Genomic DNA, 17,295 nt, shown 5'->3' on the forward strand with positions numbered 1-17,295 from the left:
GGAAAGTTTGAGACTCGCTACGGTTTCTACGCAGTAGTCGGTATTTGCAGATGCAAAACCCGTCGCTAAGGTCTGCCCACTACACAGGGTCCGGGTGCTGCCAAAGAGGTGGCGGCACTGTCATAAAAATGGGGAGGAAACCAAATGGATCGTCGTTCTTTTCTGAAAAACACCGCTTTGGGTGGCGGTGCTGCTGTTGCGGCTTCGACGCTGGCCGCGCCGCTTTATGCGCAGGGTGCGCGCAATCTGACCATGGTCACGACATGGGGCAGGGGCCTTGCGGGCGTGTTTGACGCCGCGCAGCGGGCCGCCGACAATATCAACGGCATGGCCGATGGCAGCATCGTGATCGACGTGAAAGGTGCCGGTGAACTGGTGGGCGCGTTCGAAGTGTTCGACGCTGTGACCGCGGGGCAGGCTGACATGTATCACGGGGCCGATTACTATTTCGTTGGCCAGCACCCGGCTTACGGCTTCTTCACCTCGGTGCCCTTTGGCATGACCGCGCAGGAATTGGTGAACTGGTACTACCATGACGGCGGTGCCGCGCTTCACGACGAGCTGGGTCAGATCTTTGGTCTCAAATCCTTTCTTGCGGGCAACACCGGCGCGCAGGCTGGTGGCTGGTTCTCGAAAGAGATCAACGGGCCGGAGGATTTCAACGGTCTCAAGTTCCGCATGCCTGGCCTGGGCGGTCTTGCGCTGGGCAAACTGGGGGCGAGCGTGCAGAACATTCCGGGTGCCGAAGTCTATCAGGCGCTGGCCTCGGGTGCCATCGACGGCACCGAGTGGATCGGTCCCTGGGCCGATGAAAAGGCCGGGTTCCAAGAGATCACCAAGTTCTATTACACCGCTGGGTTCCACGAGCCGGGTGCGGGCCTGTCGATCGGTATGAACCGCGAAGTGTTCGAGAGCCTGACCCCGGCCCAACAGAAGATCATCGAGATCGGCTGTGCCGAAGCGCATCAGTGGAATCTTGCACAGTTCCTGTCCAACAATTCGTCAGCCTTGCAACGCCTGCAATCCAATGGCGTCAAGACGCTGGAGTTCCCCGATAGCGTCTGGGATGCCTTTGGCCAAGCGTCTGACGCCGTGCATCAGGAAAACATGGGCGATGAGATCTACAAGCGCGTCTATGACAGCTACATGGCATCCATGAGGTCTTCGTCAGCTTGGATCAACAAGTCTGACGGGGCCTATACCGCGCAGCGCGACCGCGTTCTGGGCTAAGTCCCGGCAGGTTGGTTTGATTGGCAGGTCCCGGTTGCCGGGGCCTGTCACAATCGGATAACGGGCCACGCGGGCCCGCAGCACCGCGTGTCAGGGGGACAGGATGCTGGACGCAGTTCTCTGGATTTTCCAGAATATCGGCATGGCCTTTTACAATTTGGCCTATGCCCTCAGCCATCCCGCAAGCTGGCTGGATTGGTCCGATAAAGAGGCGATCATGCGGGTCGTCTATTACGGTGGCTCGGTCGAGTTCTTCTTTGTGGCATTCACGGTGTTTCTTGTGATTACCGCCGTGGGCTTGTGGAAGAACGCTTTTCTATGGGGCTGTGTGCGCGGGCTAGAGGGGATGGCCAATACGGTTGGCCGCTTTGCCGCTTGGGCCGGGCTGATCATGGTGATCCAGCAAATCCTAATCGTGTTTATCCAGCGCATCTTTGCGCGCCCGGATATGGTGTTTGGCATCGGTATTCCGCTGCAACTCGACATCAGTTGGTATTCCGAAGAACTTAAACTTTACAACGCGCTGATCGTGACGCTCTGCGCCACCTACACCTTTGTCCAAGGCGGGCATGTGCGGGTTGACCTGATCTATGCGCCGGTCAGTCACACCACCAAAAAGATCATTGATATGGTGGGCAGTCTGATTTTCATGATGCCGATGGCGGTGTTGACGTGGATGTATGGCTGGTTCTTCATGTGGCGGCATTTGATCGTGCCCAACCCTTCGGCCAGCGAGACGCTGGACCGGCTCTTGATGAAATCCCGCGCGCTGCGCTGGAATGTTGAAACCATCGGGTTCAGCCCCAACGGTTTCAACGGCTATTTCCTCTTCAAGGTGTTGCTGGTGCTTTTTGCGGGGATGGTGTTCCTGCATGCGATGGCGTTTTTCTGGCGCTCTTATCTGGAGTTCAAGGAAGGCCCCGACAGTCTGGGCAAATACCTCGACCGCGACACGCTGGGTCAGGGCGAAGAAGCCTTTGAAGGCACACATTAAAGGGGCAGGGACCAATGCTATTCGGACTTGACGGGGTCGAGATCGGGCTGATCATCGTATTTCTATGCCTCTTTGGGGGCATTCTATCCGGCTTTCCCGTGGCCTTTGCCATTGGGGGTGCGGGCGTCGTGGCGTTTGGCATTATTGCCGGTTTAGACAGCGCAGGGCTGCTCATCCATCAGGCCATCGACACATCGAGTGAAGCCTATAATGCCATCGTGGCCAGCGGTGTGAGGCCCGATGCGATTTCGGTGTTCCGATACCCGGATTTGCCGCGTGCCGCGCAGCCGGTGTTTCCGCAGGGCTGGGAAGTGGCGCTGGATCGCAACGTATCGTTCCTTGTGAACCGGATCAACGAACGGGTTCTGGCGGGGGCCTCTATCGAGACGCTGCTGGCAGTGCTGATGTTCGTGATGATGGGCATCACGCTGGAACGCTCCAAGATCGCCAACGATCTTTTGACCACGATGTCGCGGGTGTTTGGCCCGCTGCCGGGCGGTCTGGCGGTATCGGTCGTGGTGGTGGGGACCTTCCTTGCGGCGTCGACCGGGATTGTGGGCGCAACCGTGGTAACCATGGGCCTTTTGAGCCTGCCCACGATGCTGCGCGCGGGCTATAGCCCACAACTGGCGACGGGGGTTATCGCGGCCTCGGGTACGCTGGGGCAGATTATCCCCCCTCTATCGTGATCGTGCTCTTGGGCACGCTGGCCGGGGATCTCTATTCCGTGGCGCAGGAAAACCGCGCGCAAGCCGTGGGCTGCACCGATGCGCTGACCTATCTGGGCGAACCGGCAGTGGTCTCGGTTGGCACGCTCTTTCAGGCGGCGCTCTTGCCGGGTGTCATGTTGGCTTTGCTCTATGGGCTATACGCTTTTGGCTACGCGCTGGTGAACCCTTCCAAGGCCCCGGCGGTGCAGATCGCCAGTGGCCCACGCGGCGAGGTGATTACCCGCGGTGAGGGGTTCACGTGGTTTCTGGGTGTTCCGGTGGCCTTGATTGCCGGGGTGATGCTGTTCTCGACATTGGGGGTGGTCGGCAGTCAGAGCCTGATTGTGGACAGTTTCAGCGATCAGGGCAGTTCCGCGTCGCTGCGTACCAATGTAAGCCCCGAGTGTCAGGCGGCGATGATCGAATTGCACGGGCAATCCAAATGGGATGCGGCGGTGGCCGAGCAGCAGACGATTGATGCCGCCGGTGGGGTGGCGGCAAGCGTGCGACTGACTCCAGAAGAAATTGCCGCGCTGCGCGCACAGAAAGAGGTGGATGCCGCCCCCATCGGCACAGGGGTGGCCACGTTGATGGTGATGCTGGCCCTGACGCTGGCGGTGGCACGGGGCGTCGCTCCTTCGGCCAATCCGGCTCCGCTCTTGATCGGGGCGCTTGGTATCTTGCTTGGGCTTTTGGTGGATATCGCGCTCATCCGCCCGTCGACCTCTGCGGGGGTAACCGTGCTGTTGTTGCTCCTCCCATTGGCCATGGCCTGCTACGGCTGTGCCCACGGTGCGGTGCGGATGGCCAAGAACGATTTGATCCGCGTTGTCTTTCCGCCTTTGGTGTTGATCGTGGCGGTTCTGGGCTCGATCCTCGGTGGGATCACCAACCCGACCCCGGCGGCAGCGCTGGGGGCAGGCGGGGCCATCATGCTTGCGGCCTATCGCAAGCTGCGCGATCAGGACCGGTCGCCCAAGATCATCATCCTTGCCACCTTGGCGGTGGTTTTGTCGATCCTGATCGGCATCAACTTTGACCTCCGGATCAATCAGGGCGGAGTGAGCTTTGAATCTTGGGTGGCATTCTTCTTTGCCTATGCCGCCTATCTTTATGCGGTGTTCGGGCTCTTGTTCGCCTGCTGGGTACTTTACACCGGTGGTGTGCTGACGCCGGTGGTGCGCGAGACGGCCAAGGTCACAAGCATGGTCTTTACCATCTTGATCGGTTCGCAACTCTTGAACCTTGTGGTCATCAGCTTTGGGGGTGAACATTACATTCAGGAATTCCTCAAGAGCTTTGACAATGAGCTCAAGGTTTTCCTGATCGTGATGCTGGTGCTTTTCGTGCTGGGCTTCGTGCTCGATTTCCTTGAGATCATCTATATCGTCATCCCCATCGTGGGGCCGGTGATCTATGGCGGAACGTTTGATCCAAAATGGGTGACGATCATGATCGCGGTCAATTTGCAGACGTCGTTCCTGACCCCGCCTTTTGGATTTGCGCTGTTTTATCTGCGCGGCGTTGCACCAAAGGAGGTCACAACGGGCCATATCTATCGCGGGGTTATCCCCTTTGTGCTGATACAGGTTGGGGCGCTTGGAATTTTGTGGTTCTTTCCGTCGATTGTCACGATTGTCCCGGCATTGATGGCGAATTGAGGGTGTCACGCGCTCAATAAAGAGGGCCCAAGGCACGCTGGAACCAGAGACCCACAGAGCTGACCGCCCCTCACGAGGGGCGGTTTTATCTTTTCCAGGGCAGGCGCAAAGGATCGGACAGACAGTCGAAATTTGGCCTTGTAACTCTCCTACAGGGGCGGCTATACGCGTCAACGGAGCTGTGGCCGAGTGGTCGAAGGCGCTCCCCTGCTAAGGGAGTAGGCCCGGAAGGGTCTCGTGGGTTCGAATCCCATCGGCTCCGCCATTACCCATAGTTTCATTGGGTAAAATCAATTTGTTTGAATCCTACCCACCCCTTAAAGCCCCACATAGAAGACGCGCTTAGCGGCTTTTAGCTGACCGATACTAGTACGAGGCCCAGCCGCTTTGCTCAATCAGCTTTTGCAACTCGCGTGTCTGGACAATTAGCTTACCATCACGCGGTATTAAGCAATCAGCCCGTAAATTCTTTGGATGTGGCCTGCTGCCCTGAGAGACCTCGTTCATGAGGTAGCTTTGTTCAGGTTTTGGCGGTCCCTCGAGCTTGCGGCTCTCCTGCTATTTCAGGATAGCGTTGGAAGTCCGTTCGGTCCCATTGTGAGCGACCATCATGCAGGGATAGCCCCGCAGGTCAGCATCTTCTGATCGGGTTGGCAGTTGCCGATAGGCACGCGGATTGATGCCAACCAAACCGCAGGCTCGCCGCAGCCGGTATCCCTTCAGCGTTGATACATCCATCATCTGTTCGGCCAGCAGCTTTTTGAGCTTGGTGTTCTCGGCCTCAAGAGCCTTCAGCCGCTTGGCCCCCGACACGTGCATGCCGCCAAACTTCGCACCCCGGAGAGAGCCTGGTGTATTGACGCATTTCAGTCTGGTTGGGCGGCGCGTTCTAGGGCGGCGTGGTCAACGATCCGCAGACCGCCATAGTCTGTGCGCACCGCGCCGACCTCGATCAGCGTTGCAAAAGCGCGGCGAAAGGCGGCACGGCTCATGCCCGCCATTCTTCCGAGGTCTTCTTGTGTCACCCGGACGGTTCCATCGTCACTTGCCAGACGCAGCAGCATCCGGGCGAACCGGGCCCGCGGGGGTAGAGCAAGCGTCTCGGCGTGGACCCTCAGGGCAAGCATCGTGTTGTTGTGGCTGAGCCTGAAAAAGCATGGCCAATCTTCGGGATTGTTGGCAAGGTTGCGGCGCACGGCGTTGATCGGGATGCGGAAAACGCGGCAATCCGTAGCCGCCGAAACGGTCACGCCCCGGTTCTTCTCCGCCAAAAGCGCCGAGTCGCCGATCCAGAAGCCGGGCTTTGCCCGATAGATGGTCACTTCCTCGTCGCCCCCGATTGCAATCGAAACATCGAGAAGGCCCTGGCCCAAACCAAAGAGCGCGTCCGGGGCATCACCAATCGTATAGATCATTCCGCCGCGCGGAACCGTCATCCAACGACCGGCCATCGCCATGCGGGTCTGGAATGCCAATGGCTGCTCGTGGAGCCAGCCCTCAGTGGGCAAACTGGAGAGCAGACTGGTGGCTTTTTCATCTGATTGCTTCATTCGTCGCAAACCCTCCCCATAAAGTCGGTATGATTCATTAAATACGAATGACGTCTGAATTTCGTTGACAGATATCAATTGGGTTTTCGGGCGGCGAGACGGGTCTGCAGCCGAGGGGGAAAGCTTTCATATCGGAAACGAGCAGGCGACACGTTTTGACCGCAACTGGGGAGCGTGGAGGATGTCTTGGAAAACGTGCATCATTGCCGCGTTGACGGTTTCGCCACTGGCGTCGGTGGGGGCAGCGCAAGAAGCATCGTGGGAATTCACCCTCTCTCCGTATGTTTGGACGCCCGGGGCCTCTACATCTATCGAGACTGGTTTTGGCACGATTGACGCCGATGCGGGTGTTGGTGACGTCCTTTCGGCAACTGATTTCGCCTTTATGGGGGTGTTTGAGGCGCGGCGCGGGCCTTGGAGCCTGATCGCCGATCTTGTTTATACCGATCTCTCTGAGCGCCAGAATGCCCCGTTCGGCGCTCTTTTTTCGCGTGCGACGGTGGAAACTGAGCTGCGGGTTGCAAGCGGCTATGCGGCCTATCGGCTAAAGGAGAGCGCTCAGGTGTCGGTCGATCTGATGGGCGGGTTCCGTGCTGTGAGCGCCGATCTGGATGTGAGGCTCGCACCGGGCACGCTGCCGGGGCAGAGGTTCAACTTGGGCGACACTTGGATTGACCCAGTTCTGGGCGGGCGCATTCGTGTCGCCCTCAACTCGCGTTGGTATCTCACCGTCCTGGCCGACTTTGGCGGCTCGGGGGGCGGGGACGACCGCACTTGGCAGGCCGTTGGGATGTTGGGCTACCAGATCAACGACCGTTGGTCGGTGCAGGGCGGTTGGCGCCACATGACGATCGACAGAGAAATCAAGGGACGCGACGTCGAGATTGATCTCGGAGGGCCGCTGATCGGTCTGACCGCACGGTTCTGACATTTGAGGATAACGCAATAAGGAGAGCACAATGACCACAAGGCGCCAATTCATCGGAGCCATCCCCGTTACGGGCGCAGCTTTTGCGCTGAGCGGTGCGCTATTCACCGAGGGGCCAGCCTTGGCTCAGGAAGCGCCGCCACCGCTTGCGGGTCATTTCCACCCCAAAGGCAAGGCACCCAGCGTTCACACCATCCGGGCGCTCGAGGCGTCAGTGGCAAATCTGCCGCTCTCGGATACGCGGGATTTCGAAGAGCAGGCGCGCGGCTTCCTTGCCCCCCTGCCTGACCTCAAGATCATGGCGGATGCGGGCAACGTCGCCTGGGATCACGAGAGGTTTCTATTCAACGAGACGCAAGAGACCTTTGACAGCATCCATCCCTCGCTGCTTCGGATTGCACGGCTGAACAATAACTATGGGCTCTACGAGGTTGTTCCGGGCATCTATCAGGTCCGAGGCCCCGATCTTGCCAATATTACCTTCGTGCGCGGCAAGACGGGCTGGATCATCTTTGACATCATGACAGCGGCCGAGACAGCGCGGGCGTCTTGGGAGTTGTTCCAGCGCGAGGTCGGGGAGGGTCTGCCGCTCAAGGCGGTGATTTATTCGCATACGCACGGGGATCACTTTGGTGGGGTGCGTGGCATTGTCAGCGATGAAGACGTAACCTCGGGCCGGGTCGAAATCATCGCTCCGGGCGGCTTCATGGACTTTACCATCTCGGAAAACGTCTATGCCGGGAATGCGATGAACCGGCGGCTGTTCTACCAATACGGCCTGCTTTTGCCGGTGGCGCCGCACGGGTTTGTAACGCAGGGCCTTGGCCATGTTGTCCCCGCCGGGGCATCCGGGTTGATCGCGCCCACACGCTCGATCAGCGAGCCCATCGAGGAGGTCGAGATCGACGGGTTGCGGATGATCTTTCAGAACACGCCCAACACCGAAGCCCCTCGGGAGATGAACACCTATATCCCCGAGATGAAGGCGCTGTGGATGGCCGAGAACGTGACCGCGACGCTGCACAACATCTACACGCTGCGCGGTGCTCCGGTGCGCGATCCGCTCAACTGGTCGAAATATATCGCCGATGCGCTGTTCCGCTTTGGGCAAGAGGCCGAAGTCATGTTCGCCTCGCATCACTGGCCACGTTGGGGCAACGCGCGCATTCAAGAGGTGCTCCGCGACCAGCGCGATCTCTATGCCAACGCCAATAACCAGGTTCTTCACTACGCCAATCAGGGCGTCACCATCAACCAGATCCACAATGTCTATGAGGTGCCGAAGGGGCTTCAGGCGAAATGGCATTGTCGGGGCTATCACGGCTCTCCCGAACACAACGCCCGTGGTGTGGCACAGCGCTTTCTCGGGTTCTGGGATTGTAACCCCGCGACGCTGATCCCGCTATCGCCCGCCGACTCGGCCCCGCTTTATGTCGAGATGATGGGCGGGTCCGAGCGGATCATCGCGCGCTCGCGCGCCTTGTTTGACGCGGGCGACTATCTGCTTGCCTCGGAGATCATGAACAAGCTGGTTCAGGCGGAGCCGGGCAATGTCGAGGCCAAGGACCTGCTTGCCGACGTCTTTGAACAGCTTGGCTATCAGCAAGAGAATCCGGGGCTGCGCAACAGTTTCCTCGCGGCGGCCTACGAGCTTCGGACAGGTATTCCTCAGGGCGCAACCGCAAGCTCGACCGGGCCGGATATCATTCGGGCCATGTCGACCGAGCTTTTCCTCAATTTCCTTGGCATCCGGATGGACAGCCAAAGGGCGGAGGGGTTGGAATTCAGCATCAATCTTGTGACGCCGGACAATGGTGAGCAGTTCATCGTCGAGTTACGGAACGCAACGCTGACCAACATTCAGGGGTTCCAGGACCCGGCGGCGGACCTGACGCTAACGATCAACCGTGCCGATCTGGAGGTGACGATGGCGGGGATCAAGCCACTGGAAGAACAGCTTGCCGATGGCACGGCAACGGCCGAGGGCGATCTGGCGATCCTCGGGCAGCTTGCGGCGTTGATGGTAGATTTCGATCCAAGGTTCGAAATCATGCCCGGCACCAAGGCAAAATCTGATGCGGCGGATACAGACCCCTACGCGGCTACGGTCGGGGCTGTCATTTCCGAGTAAACCTCTGGTGGTCAGCGCAGGATCATCGCTTGCCACCCCCCTGTTCGCTTGACCTTGCATTCCGGGACGACGGCAGAACGCCGGAGGCGCAGCCATCCGCCTTAGGACACCCCGGAGCAGATCAACCTCAATAAGGAGACGATCCATGCGCCGACATCTTGTCGCTGTGGGCCTCAGCCTCTTGCTTGCTGGCCCATGGGGCGGGCAGGCCTTGGCCCAAGACGCCGAAGAGCTTGCCCAGCAACTGGCAAATCCGGTCGCCTCGTTGATCAGTGTGCCGTTCCAGTTCAATCAGGACGATGGCATCGGACCAAATGGCGATGGATCGCGACTGGTGCTTAACGTCCAGCCGGTTATTCCCTTTTCTATCGGCGAGAATTGGAACCTGATTTCGCGGACGATTGTCCCGATCATCCATCAGGATGATATAGTGCCTGGATCAGGATCGCAGAGCGGCCTTGGTGACATTCTCCAGAGTTTCTTCTTCTCGCCCAAGGCCCCCACGGCGGGCGGTGTCATTTGGGGGCTGGGGTCTGTCGTGCTCTTTCCGACTGCGACCGATGATCTGCTCGGTTCCGAGAAATGGGGGGCAGGGCCGACTGGCGTCGTGCTGGTTCAACGCGGGCCCTGGACAGTGGGGGGCTGGCCAACCACATTTGGTCCTTTGCCGGTGATGACGCGCGCGCGGATATCAACAGGACCTTTGTGCAACCCTTCATCTCATACACCACAGAGAATGCTTGGACCTTCACCTTGCAGACTGAGACTGCCTATGACTGGGAGGCCGAGGACTGGGCGGTTCCAGTCAATGCAGTGGCCTCAAAACTGGTGCGGATCGGGGGCAAGCCTGTCAGCCTGTTCGGCGGCGTTCGCTATTGGGCCGACAGCCCAGCCGCAGGTCCCGATGGTTGGGGGATACGCTTTGGGGCGACATTCCTCTTTCCAAAATGAGCTGGCACGGATCGGGAGGGGCGGGTTTGCGCAAGATGTCCGGTGGGTTGTCCGTGTCGGCGCCGCATGGATGCGCCGACACGGATTTTCCTCAGGCGTTCGGATTAGCCAATGTGCCAATCGTCACGTCGAGGGTCTTTTCCGTGCCTTTGTGCAGCACGGTGACCGGCACGACGGCCTCGGGATCGGTCGCCGCCACGGCGCGGGTCAGATCGCGCAACTCGGCAATCGCGGTCTCGTTGAAGCTGAGGATGATGTCGCCTTGCATGAGGCCCGCCTTGGCAGCGGGGCTGTCGGGCGTCACATTCTCGATCACAGCGCCTCTGGGGGTGTCATAACCCAGCACCTGCGCGATATCCTCGGGCATCGGCTTGATCTGCACGCCCAGCCAGCCACGGGTGATCATGCCGTCATCCGACAGGTCCGCCACGATGTGCTGCACGAGGTCCGACGGCACCGCAAAGCCAATGCCGACCGACCCACCATCGGGAGAGAAGATGGCGGTGTTCATGCCGATCACCTCGCCTGCGTTGTTAAAGAGAGGCCCACCGGAATTGCCCCGGTTGATGGCGGCATCGGTCTGGATATAGTCATCATAGGGGCCAGAATTGATGTTGCGCGACAGGGCCGAGACGATGCCGGAGGTCACCGTGCCGCCCAAACCATAGGGATTGCCAACTGCAACCACCTCATCCCCGGCCCGCATCGTGTCCGACTTGCCGAAACGCACGAAGGGCAGGGGTTCCTCTGTGTCAAGCTGAAGTACGGCCACATCAGTCAGCGGGTCGCTGCCGATAACGGTGGCGTCGAATGCGCGGCCATCGGCCATTTTGACGGTCACGGTCTCGGCACCTTCGACCACGTGGTTGTTGGTGACGATCTTGCCGTCTTCGGAAATGATGAAGCCCGATCCAAGACCTTGACGGGCTGGCATCTCACCCTCGGGCATCATCCGCTCGAATTGACGGCGCAGCTCTTCGGGCAGGTCTTCGGGCAATTGGCCGGACATGTTGGTCGGCTGTGACTTGGCGGTGACTTCGATATAGACCACGGCGGGCGAGACGGCGGCGACAAGGTCGCCATATCCCCCCGCAGGGACAGCCAGCGCTGGGCTGGCGATGCCGAGAGAAAGGCCTGTTGCGCCCAAGACGGCGGCAAGGGCTGCGGACCCTGCAAGGCGACGGGAAAGAGGTGTGGAGGACATCATTGAAAGCTCCGTTGTGTTGCGTGCGATGGTGCCCATATGATGCGCGGGTCTCACAGCCGGATGTGCCCAACTATACAAATAGTTTAGGTAGGGCATGCGCTTCCAAAAACGGGTGCAAATCGGTTCCAACGGGGATAGCCGGTTCACAGGCCAAGGAAATCACGAGGATGACATGAAGCTGCTTGTGGTCGAAGACGATGCAACGACGGGGGCCTATATCGCGCGGGGTCTGCGCGAGGAAGGGCAGAGCGTCGACCTGGTCAGCAACGGGCGGGATGCGTTGATTCAGGCAACGAGCGGACCCTATGACGTTCTGATCATCGACCGAATGCTGCCGGAAATCGACGGGCTGACACTGGTCAAGACCCTGCGCGGCGCGGGAAACCACACGCCGGTTCTTTTCCTGACCTCGCTTGGCAGCGTCGACGAACGTGTCAGCGGTTTGAACGCGGGGGCGGATGATTATCTGGTCAAACCCTTTGCCTTTGGCGAGTTATCGGCACGGGTTGCGGCGCTGGCGCGGCGTCCGCATGCGCTGGAGCAAGAGACCGTGTTGCGCGCAGGCCCTCTGGAAATGGATCTGATCGCCCGCAAGGTGACACGAGAGGGGCAGGAGATCGACCTTTTGCCACGTGAGTTTGCCATTCTCGAACATCTCATGCGCCGCAAGGGGCGCGTGCAGACACGCACGATGCTGCTCGAGGCGATCTGGGATATCTCGTTCGATCCGATGACCAATGTGGTCGAAACCCATATCAGCCGCTTGCGGGCCAAGGTTGACAAACCCTTTACAACCGAACTTATCAAGACGGTGCGCGGTGCCGGCTACCGGATCGACGCATGACCTTGAGGCGCGCCTTTTTGCTGCGCTCCATGCCGATCCGGCTGGCGGCGGGGCTTGTGCTCTTGTTCGCGCTGGTATCGCTGCTGGGGCTTTGGGCGAGTTACCTCTACACGCGGTCCTCTTTCGAGCAGACGCTCCGCGCCGATCTTACGCAGGATATGGCGGGGTTTCGCGCGGCCCCGTCTGCCGCCGCCCTCGCCGCACTGGTCGAGGCCGAGGCACGCAGCACCGATCCTGAGCGGGTCGTGCTGAGCTATTTCGCCCCGAACGGGCGGCATTATGGCAATGCGCTGGTGGCGCGCGATGCGGATGGCTATCGGATCATATCCTATCTTCCGGGCAATCCCGAGATCGAGGGGCGATTTCTGGCGCTGACCACATCGCTGCAGGGTGGCCAGTTGACCGTGGCGCGCAGCCTTGCGCATATCGACGCGTTGCGGGATGCGTTTCTCAACATTCTGGGTATCTCGCTGCTGCCCACGGTTCTTGTGGCGCTGTCGGGCGGGTGGGTGCTGGCGCGGCGCGGCGCACGGCATGTGGCGGTCATCAGCGGAACGCTGGATCACCTGACATCGGGAAACCGAGAGGCGCGGGTGGGGGATGTCACAGGCTGGTCAGACGATCTGGCGCGCATTGCCGCCAAGGTCGATCAGATGGCCCGCGCGCAAGAGGATGCGGTCGAGAGCCTGCGGCAGGTGTCCTCGGATATTGCCCATGACCTCAAGACCCCGATCCAGCGCGCCGCCGTGCATCTGGACGATCTGAGCCAGAGCCCGGATCTGACCAAGGAGGCGCGGGAGATGCTGGGCCGGGCTCAGGCGGAACTCGACAGGATCGTGGCGATCTTTCACGCGCTCTTGCAACTGTCGCAGATCGAAAGCGGCTCGCCACGAGGGCGGTTTGCGCCGGTGGACCTGTCAGAACTGTGCCAGACGCTCTGTGATGTTTACGATCCTGCAACGGCCGAGAATGGGCAAATGCTGATCTGCGCCCTGCCGGATGTGCCCGTGCGCCCGGTGATGGGGGACCGCACCCTTTTGGGGCAGGTTCTGGCCAATCTCATCGAGAATGCGATGCACCACACCCCGCAAGGCACCACGATCACCGTTGCCCTATCAGAGGCAGAGACCCATATCGATTTGTCGGTCACGGATAACGGCCCCGGCATTCCCGAGGCAGAGCGGGATCTGGTGCTGCGCCGTCTCTACCGGCTGGATCGCAGCCGCGGGACCCCCGGAAACGGTCTGGGGCTGAGCCTTGTGGCGGGCATCGCCCAGGTGCATGACGCGGCGCTGACCCTCGAAGATGCGGGGCCGGGTCTGCGGGTCAGGCTCCGCTTTCCCGCCTAAAGCCTTTCGGCATTTCGCTGAAACGCCAACACGCTTTAACCCTTTGAATTGGCGAAACTTCAAACCCAAAAAGTCTATCAACTTTTTCTGAAATTGCCTCAGCGCGGGGTGAGATCCCTCAGGTGGTCGATGAGCCGCGCTTCGATTTCGGGGGTCCAGCCTGCAGGCTCCAGCGTTTCGGCCCAGGCGGGAATATAGTGGCGTGCGGCGTAATCATGGCCATAGCCCAGCGTTCCAACGGCAACCGCCATGTCAAAACCGACCTGCAACATCGTGACAAGAGGCACCCAGCGCATGTCCGGCCCCAGATCTGGCGCGCGGTTCGCTCTGAGCCAGTCGGGACGCCGCCAAGCCAGAGAATAGTCGAAAAAAACGATGGGATCGCTGCCATATTGCAAGAACACAAGGCGGATCGGTCCCCATGGGGCCTCAAACCGCTCCAGCCCGCCATCCTGATTGGCGGTGCGGATCAAAGACCCGTTTCCGAATTTCGGACGCCATGCCGGGCTATCGGGATGGCGCCGGTCCTGCACCATCCGCCACATGTCGCTGAGGAACGGAGAGCCGGTCCACAGAGCGCCGTGAAAGGGATCCCCGAACATATTCAGAAGGGGAACGGTTTCCTGTGACAGGAAAGCCCCGAGGCTCAGACCGTGCAGATAGAGGCGGGGCCGGCTTGCCGGTGGCTGCGCGGTCCAGTGCCCATAGATCAGATCAAAGAGTGCGCGGGATTCCGCGAGCCCGTTCTCAGGGTCGATGATCACCGACATCGGGCTGGACAGGTAGGAATACTGGATCGCGACCGTGGCTACGTCCCCTCGCGTGATATACTCCAGCGTATTCATCGCACCGGGGTCGAGCCAGCCGGAACCGGTGGGCGTGGCGATGACAAGGTATTTCCTTTCGAATCCGCCCACCCGCACCAATTCGTCAAAGGCGAGCTTCGCGCGCTCTTCAACCGTCCCCGAGGCGGTGAGCCCGACATAGACCCGGATCGGTTGGCGGGCCGGTTTCTCCCAGAACGCCGCGATCTCGGCGCGGTCGGGGCCCGAGATCACATAGCCGCGCCCCCAACGCCCCAGATCCTCCCACGCGATCAGCGAGGCCGCACTCCCCGGCGTGTCCGCGTCCGTCGGCGGTGCAAGATCAGGCGGGATCACCAGATCGGCGATCCGCGACGTGGTGTCGATCGTCCTGAGGGCAAAGCGAAAGGCAATCCCGTCGATCACAGCCCAGAAGATCCCCAGCGCCAAGAGCAGCCCGACCCCCCGCGCGACACGCGGTGGCAGATACCGCGCGGTGCGGCGATACCATTTGGCCGCGAGCAGCTCAAAAAGTCGCCCGGCGAAAATTAGTAGCGCGGCAACGGCCAGGGCAATTGCGACAACAAAGGTCGTGGCAAAGCCGTCGAGTTCGGGCAGGCCCCAGACTACGCGGATCGAGTTCTGCCACTCTGCGCCCATCCAGAGGCCAAAGCCGCAGATCATCAGCGCGAGCGCATGGATCGCGTAGATTTGCAAGTGCGACGGCCGGAAAGCCGGTTGCACACCCAGCCAGTAAACGCCTGACCTGACAACGTATGCCGCCGCATAACCAATCGCAAAGACAAGACCCCCAAGTGCCCCCTGTATCTCGGGGCCGCGCGGCACCATCGACGGCGTGAGCGACATGGCAAAGAGCACGGCTCCAACAAGAATGCCCGCAGGAGAGAGCGGCCTGAACAGTCTCGGCAGCAGTTGAATCACGCCATCGGGGCGATTTTCCTTGTCGCGCATCCCTGTACCTCGGACTGACGGTCTACCGCATTACATGGCACCATGGCCACCTGACAATCCAGCCCAAATGCCCGGATTGATGGTGATGCGAAAGTCAGGACCATCCGGACCGTTGATCCGCGCTGCGTAAACAGGGTCGACGGCCCAACGCCGCCCTAAGGATCAGCCCGGTTGGGTCAATCCTCGTCTGGACAACTTCGGGAGCCTGACCGAATGTGCTTGGGAAACTTCCAACCTAGCGGGGGCGACATGGGTCTTGCACACGAATCCACAGTTCCTGCGCCTGTCCTTGTGTTCCGTCGCTGCACCTTGATTATCGGTGTCTTGATGACACTGATCCTAGCGGCCTGCAGCCGTCCTCCTGAAATCATTGGCATCGACAATCCGGCACTCCGCCCGGCGGTTGAGGCTGAGAGCACGCGGCACCGAATTTTTATCACAAGCAGCCGCGCGCCGTCCGAGGAACCCGGAGCGTTCTTGTCGGCCAACCGCGCGCGGACACTTGGCCTTGCCTCTGTGGATGTGCTGGTTCCTCCGAACCACTCAATTGGCAGGTTAAAACGGGCAAGACGCCTGCCGCCTGACCCGCGAACAGAGTTTATGGCCGTTGATCCGGTGACCTATGCCGGTGATGCTGCCTTTGTTGACGCGATCAACCGAGAGCTTGCAAGCCGCCCCGCCGACAAGCGGACGATCCTGCTTTTTGTCCACGGGTTCAACAATACGCCAACAGATTCCCTGTTGCGGTTGGGTCAGTTTGTCGAGGATAGCAACTTTGAGGGCGTGCCTGTCTTGCTGAGCTGGGCATCTGCGGCACGCACGATCCGGTATGTACACGATCTCAACAGCGCTCTGATCGCCCGGGATATGGTGCCTGAAATAGCCGAGATTCTGGGACAGACCAAGGCGCATAGCGTTGATGTTTTCGCGCATTCCATGGGCAGTCTCTTGACCATGGAAGGTCTTGTGGAGCGTGATCGAAGCGGTGAGCTTGGCCGTAGAAAAAATCTGAATACCATCGTTCTGGCCGCGCCCGATATCGACATTGATCTGTTCCGAGCACAGCTCAACCGGTTATCCCCCGAAATCCGGCGCTCGATCTTTTTGCTAATCTCAGAGCGGGACGCCGCTCTGCGTGTTTCTGCCCGCCTTGCCGGTGGTGTGCCCCGTGTGGGGGCTGCCCCGCTCAGGGATCTTGAGGAATTCGGGCTGACCGTGATCGACCTGTCAGACATCAACGACTCCAGTTCAGGGAGTCATTCGGCATTTGCCGGTTCGCCGGATGTCGTCCAACTGATCGGGGCGGGACTGAACAGCGCAGGTCGCTTTGGAGAGGATACGTCCCCTCTGATTGATCAGATCCTGACCGTGTCCCCCATCCGGATTTTGCGACAGAGCCCCGGCGGCTGAGGATCTGCCAACGCGCTCAGTCGATGTGCAAATTGTTGATTTTCGCGTCGGACTGACCCGTTTTTCCATTTGGCGCGGCCCCTCTGAAACATGATAACCTCATGAAAAAGAGGCGGAATTATTGAAACCAGCGGGTCACAGTGGCTCAGGAACCTGGATCAATTCCTCGCGAAATTCAACATTGGCGTCATGATCACCCGCAAATCGGCGCAGCTGGTTGTTTCCAGCCTTTTGAGCCAGTCGTGGAAAAGCCTCCGGGCGCGCCTTTTGGCGTGGGTGTTTCGCTTTGACATCAGGCTGATTGCTCCGCTGACAAGAAAGCTCATGGTGCATTATCTGGGCTCTTTGACGGCGGTGACCGAGAAGACCGCAGAGCGTGCTTGATATGTCGACTAACGACCCGGAGCAGACTTTCGCTGCGAAGGTCACGAATGGCCGCAGTGCGCAGAAAGCGGGGTTTGCAAAGTTGGGACGCGGCCTTTGCCTTGAGAGCAAGACCGGCCCTTAGCGGCCGATCAGCAAATGAGACCTGAGTGTCCGCAATGTTGAAGGCTC

13 protein-coding genes, 1 tRNA gene and 2 pseudogenes are annotated in these 17,295 nt (G+C 60.0%); 11 read left to right on the forward strand and 5 right to left on the reverse strand.

Annotated features, from left to right (window positions below):
• Positions 1–144: 144 nt before the first annotated feature.
• The 4 genes and pseudogenes from ACLGGT_RS15670 (at position 145) to ACLGGT_RS15685 (ending at position 4,860) form a co-directional block, all read left to right on the forward strand.
• Positions 145–1,230 (forward strand): TRAP transporter substrate-binding protein, encoded by a 1,086-nt coding sequence (locus ACLGGT_RS15670; protein ID WP_008282133.1) that lies wholly within the window; start codon positions 145–147, stop codon positions 1,228–1,230.
• A gap of 103 nt (positions 1,231–1,333) precedes the next feature.
• Entirely contained in the window at positions 1,334–2,224 is an 891-nt protein-coding gene (locus ACLGGT_RS15675; protein ID WP_437196769.1) for a TRAP transporter small permease subunit, read from the forward strand.
• Positions 2,225–2,238: 14 nt separating this feature from the next.
• Positions 2,239–4,595, forward strand: a pseudogene (locus ACLGGT_RS15680) (TRAP transporter large permease).
• Positions 4,596–4,770: 175 nt separating this feature from the next.
• Positions 4,771–4,860 (forward strand) — tRNA-Ser (locus tag ACLGGT_RS15685).
• A 359-nt stretch (positions 4,861–5,219) separates the two neighbouring features.
• Here ACLGGT_RS15685 and ACLGGT_RS15690 read toward each other — a convergent pair.
• Both ACLGGT_RS15690 and ACLGGT_RS15695 read right to left on the reverse strand, forming a co-directional pair.
• Positions 5,220–5,429: pseudogene (locus ACLGGT_RS15690) on the reverse strand (IS3 family transposase); the annotation flags it as partial.
• 32 nt (positions 5,430–5,461) lie between these two features.
• Positions 5,462–6,145 (reverse strand): Crp/Fnr family transcriptional regulator, encoded by a 684-nt coding sequence (locus ACLGGT_RS15695; protein ID WP_437196770.1) that lies wholly within the window; start codon positions 6,143–6,145, stop codon positions 5,462–5,464.
• Positions 6,146–6,326: 181 nt separating this feature from the next.
• On the opposite strand from ACLGGT_RS15695, the gene ACLGGT_RS15700 reads away from it, so the two are divergent.
• Entirely contained in the window at positions 6,327–7,073 is a 747-nt protein-coding gene (locus ACLGGT_RS15700) for a hypothetical protein (protein ID WP_437196771.1), read from the forward strand.
• 31 nt (positions 7,074–7,104) lie between these two features.
• Positions 7,105–9,204: an alkyl/aryl-sulfatase gene (locus tag ACLGGT_RS15705; RefSeq protein WP_437196772.1), complete on the forward strand. Its 2,100-nt coding sequence runs from the start codon at positions 7,105–7,107 to the stop codon at positions 9,202–9,204.
• Positions 9,205–9,331: 127 nt separating this feature from the next.
• Here the strand turns inward: ACLGGT_RS15705 and ACLGGT_RS15710 are convergent, their stop codons facing one another.
• Positions 9,332–9,622: a hypothetical protein gene (locus ACLGGT_RS15710; protein WP_437196773.1), complete on the reverse strand. Its 291-nt coding sequence runs from the start codon at positions 9,620–9,622 to the stop codon at positions 9,332–9,334.
• Between the two features lie 335 nt (positions 9,623–9,957).
• Here ACLGGT_RS15710 and ACLGGT_RS15715 point away from each other — a divergent pair, with 335 nt between their 5' ends.
• Entirely contained in the window at positions 9,958–10,155 is a 198-nt protein-coding gene (locus tag ACLGGT_RS15715) for a hypothetical protein (RefSeq protein ID WP_437196775.1), read from the forward strand.
• Positions 10,156–10,246: 91 nt separating this feature from the next.
• Here ACLGGT_RS15715 and ACLGGT_RS15720 read toward each other — a convergent pair whose 3' ends face one another.
• On the reverse strand, positions 10,247–11,359 hold the full coding sequence (locus ACLGGT_RS15720; RefSeq protein ID WP_437196776.1) for a trypsin-like peptidase domain-containing protein: 1,113 nt from the start codon (positions 11,357–11,359) through the stop codon (positions 10,247–10,249).
• Positions 11,360–11,534: 175 nt separating this feature from the next.
• Here ACLGGT_RS15720 and ACLGGT_RS15725 point away from each other — a divergent pair, with 175 nt between their 5' ends.
• Positions 11,535–12,206 carry a winged helix-turn-helix domain-containing protein gene (locus ACLGGT_RS15725; protein ID WP_008282142.1) on the forward strand — a complete coding sequence of 224 codons (672 nt, stop codon included), beginning with the start codon at positions 11,535–11,537 and terminating at the stop codon, positions 12,204–12,206.
• Positions 12,203–13,555, forward strand: coding sequence for a sensor histidine kinase (locus tag ACLGGT_RS15730; protein ID WP_437196777.1), 1,353 nt, complete (start codon positions 12,203–12,205; stop codon positions 13,553–13,555). The genes ACLGGT_RS15725 and ACLGGT_RS15730 overlap by 4 nt, the downstream gene beginning before the upstream one ends.
• A gap of 98 nt (positions 13,556–13,653) precedes the next feature.
• Here ACLGGT_RS15730 and ACLGGT_RS15735 read toward each other — a convergent pair whose 3' ends face one another.
• The gene (locus tag ACLGGT_RS15735) at positions 13,654–15,330 is read right to left on the reverse strand and encodes an alpha/beta hydrolase (protein ID WP_437196778.1); all 1,677 of its coding nucleotides are present in this window, start codon (positions 15,328–15,330) and stop codon (positions 13,654–13,656) included.
• 327 nt (positions 15,331–15,657) lie between these two features.
• Between ACLGGT_RS15735 and ACLGGT_RS15740 the strand changes: the two genes are divergently transcribed.
• Both ACLGGT_RS15740 and ACLGGT_RS15745 read left to right on the forward strand, forming a co-directional pair.
• Positions 15,658–16,740: an alpha/beta hydrolase gene (locus ACLGGT_RS15740; RefSeq protein WP_437196779.1), complete on the forward strand. Its 1,083-nt coding sequence runs from the start codon at positions 15,658–15,660 to the stop codon at positions 16,738–16,740.
• 189 nt (positions 16,741–16,929) lie between these two features.
• Complete coding sequence (locus ACLGGT_RS15745) at positions 16,930–17,124, forward strand: hypothetical protein (protein WP_437196780.1); 195 nt, start codon at positions 16,930–16,932, stop codon at positions 17,122–17,124.
• Positions 17,125–17,295 lie beyond the last annotated feature (171 nt).

It is taken from the genome of Roseovarius sp. MS2 (genome assembly GCF_051447875.1).
Classification (GTDB): domain Bacteria; phylum Pseudomonadota; class Alphaproteobacteria; order Rhodobacterales; family Rhodobacteraceae; genus Roseovarius; species Roseovarius mucosus_A.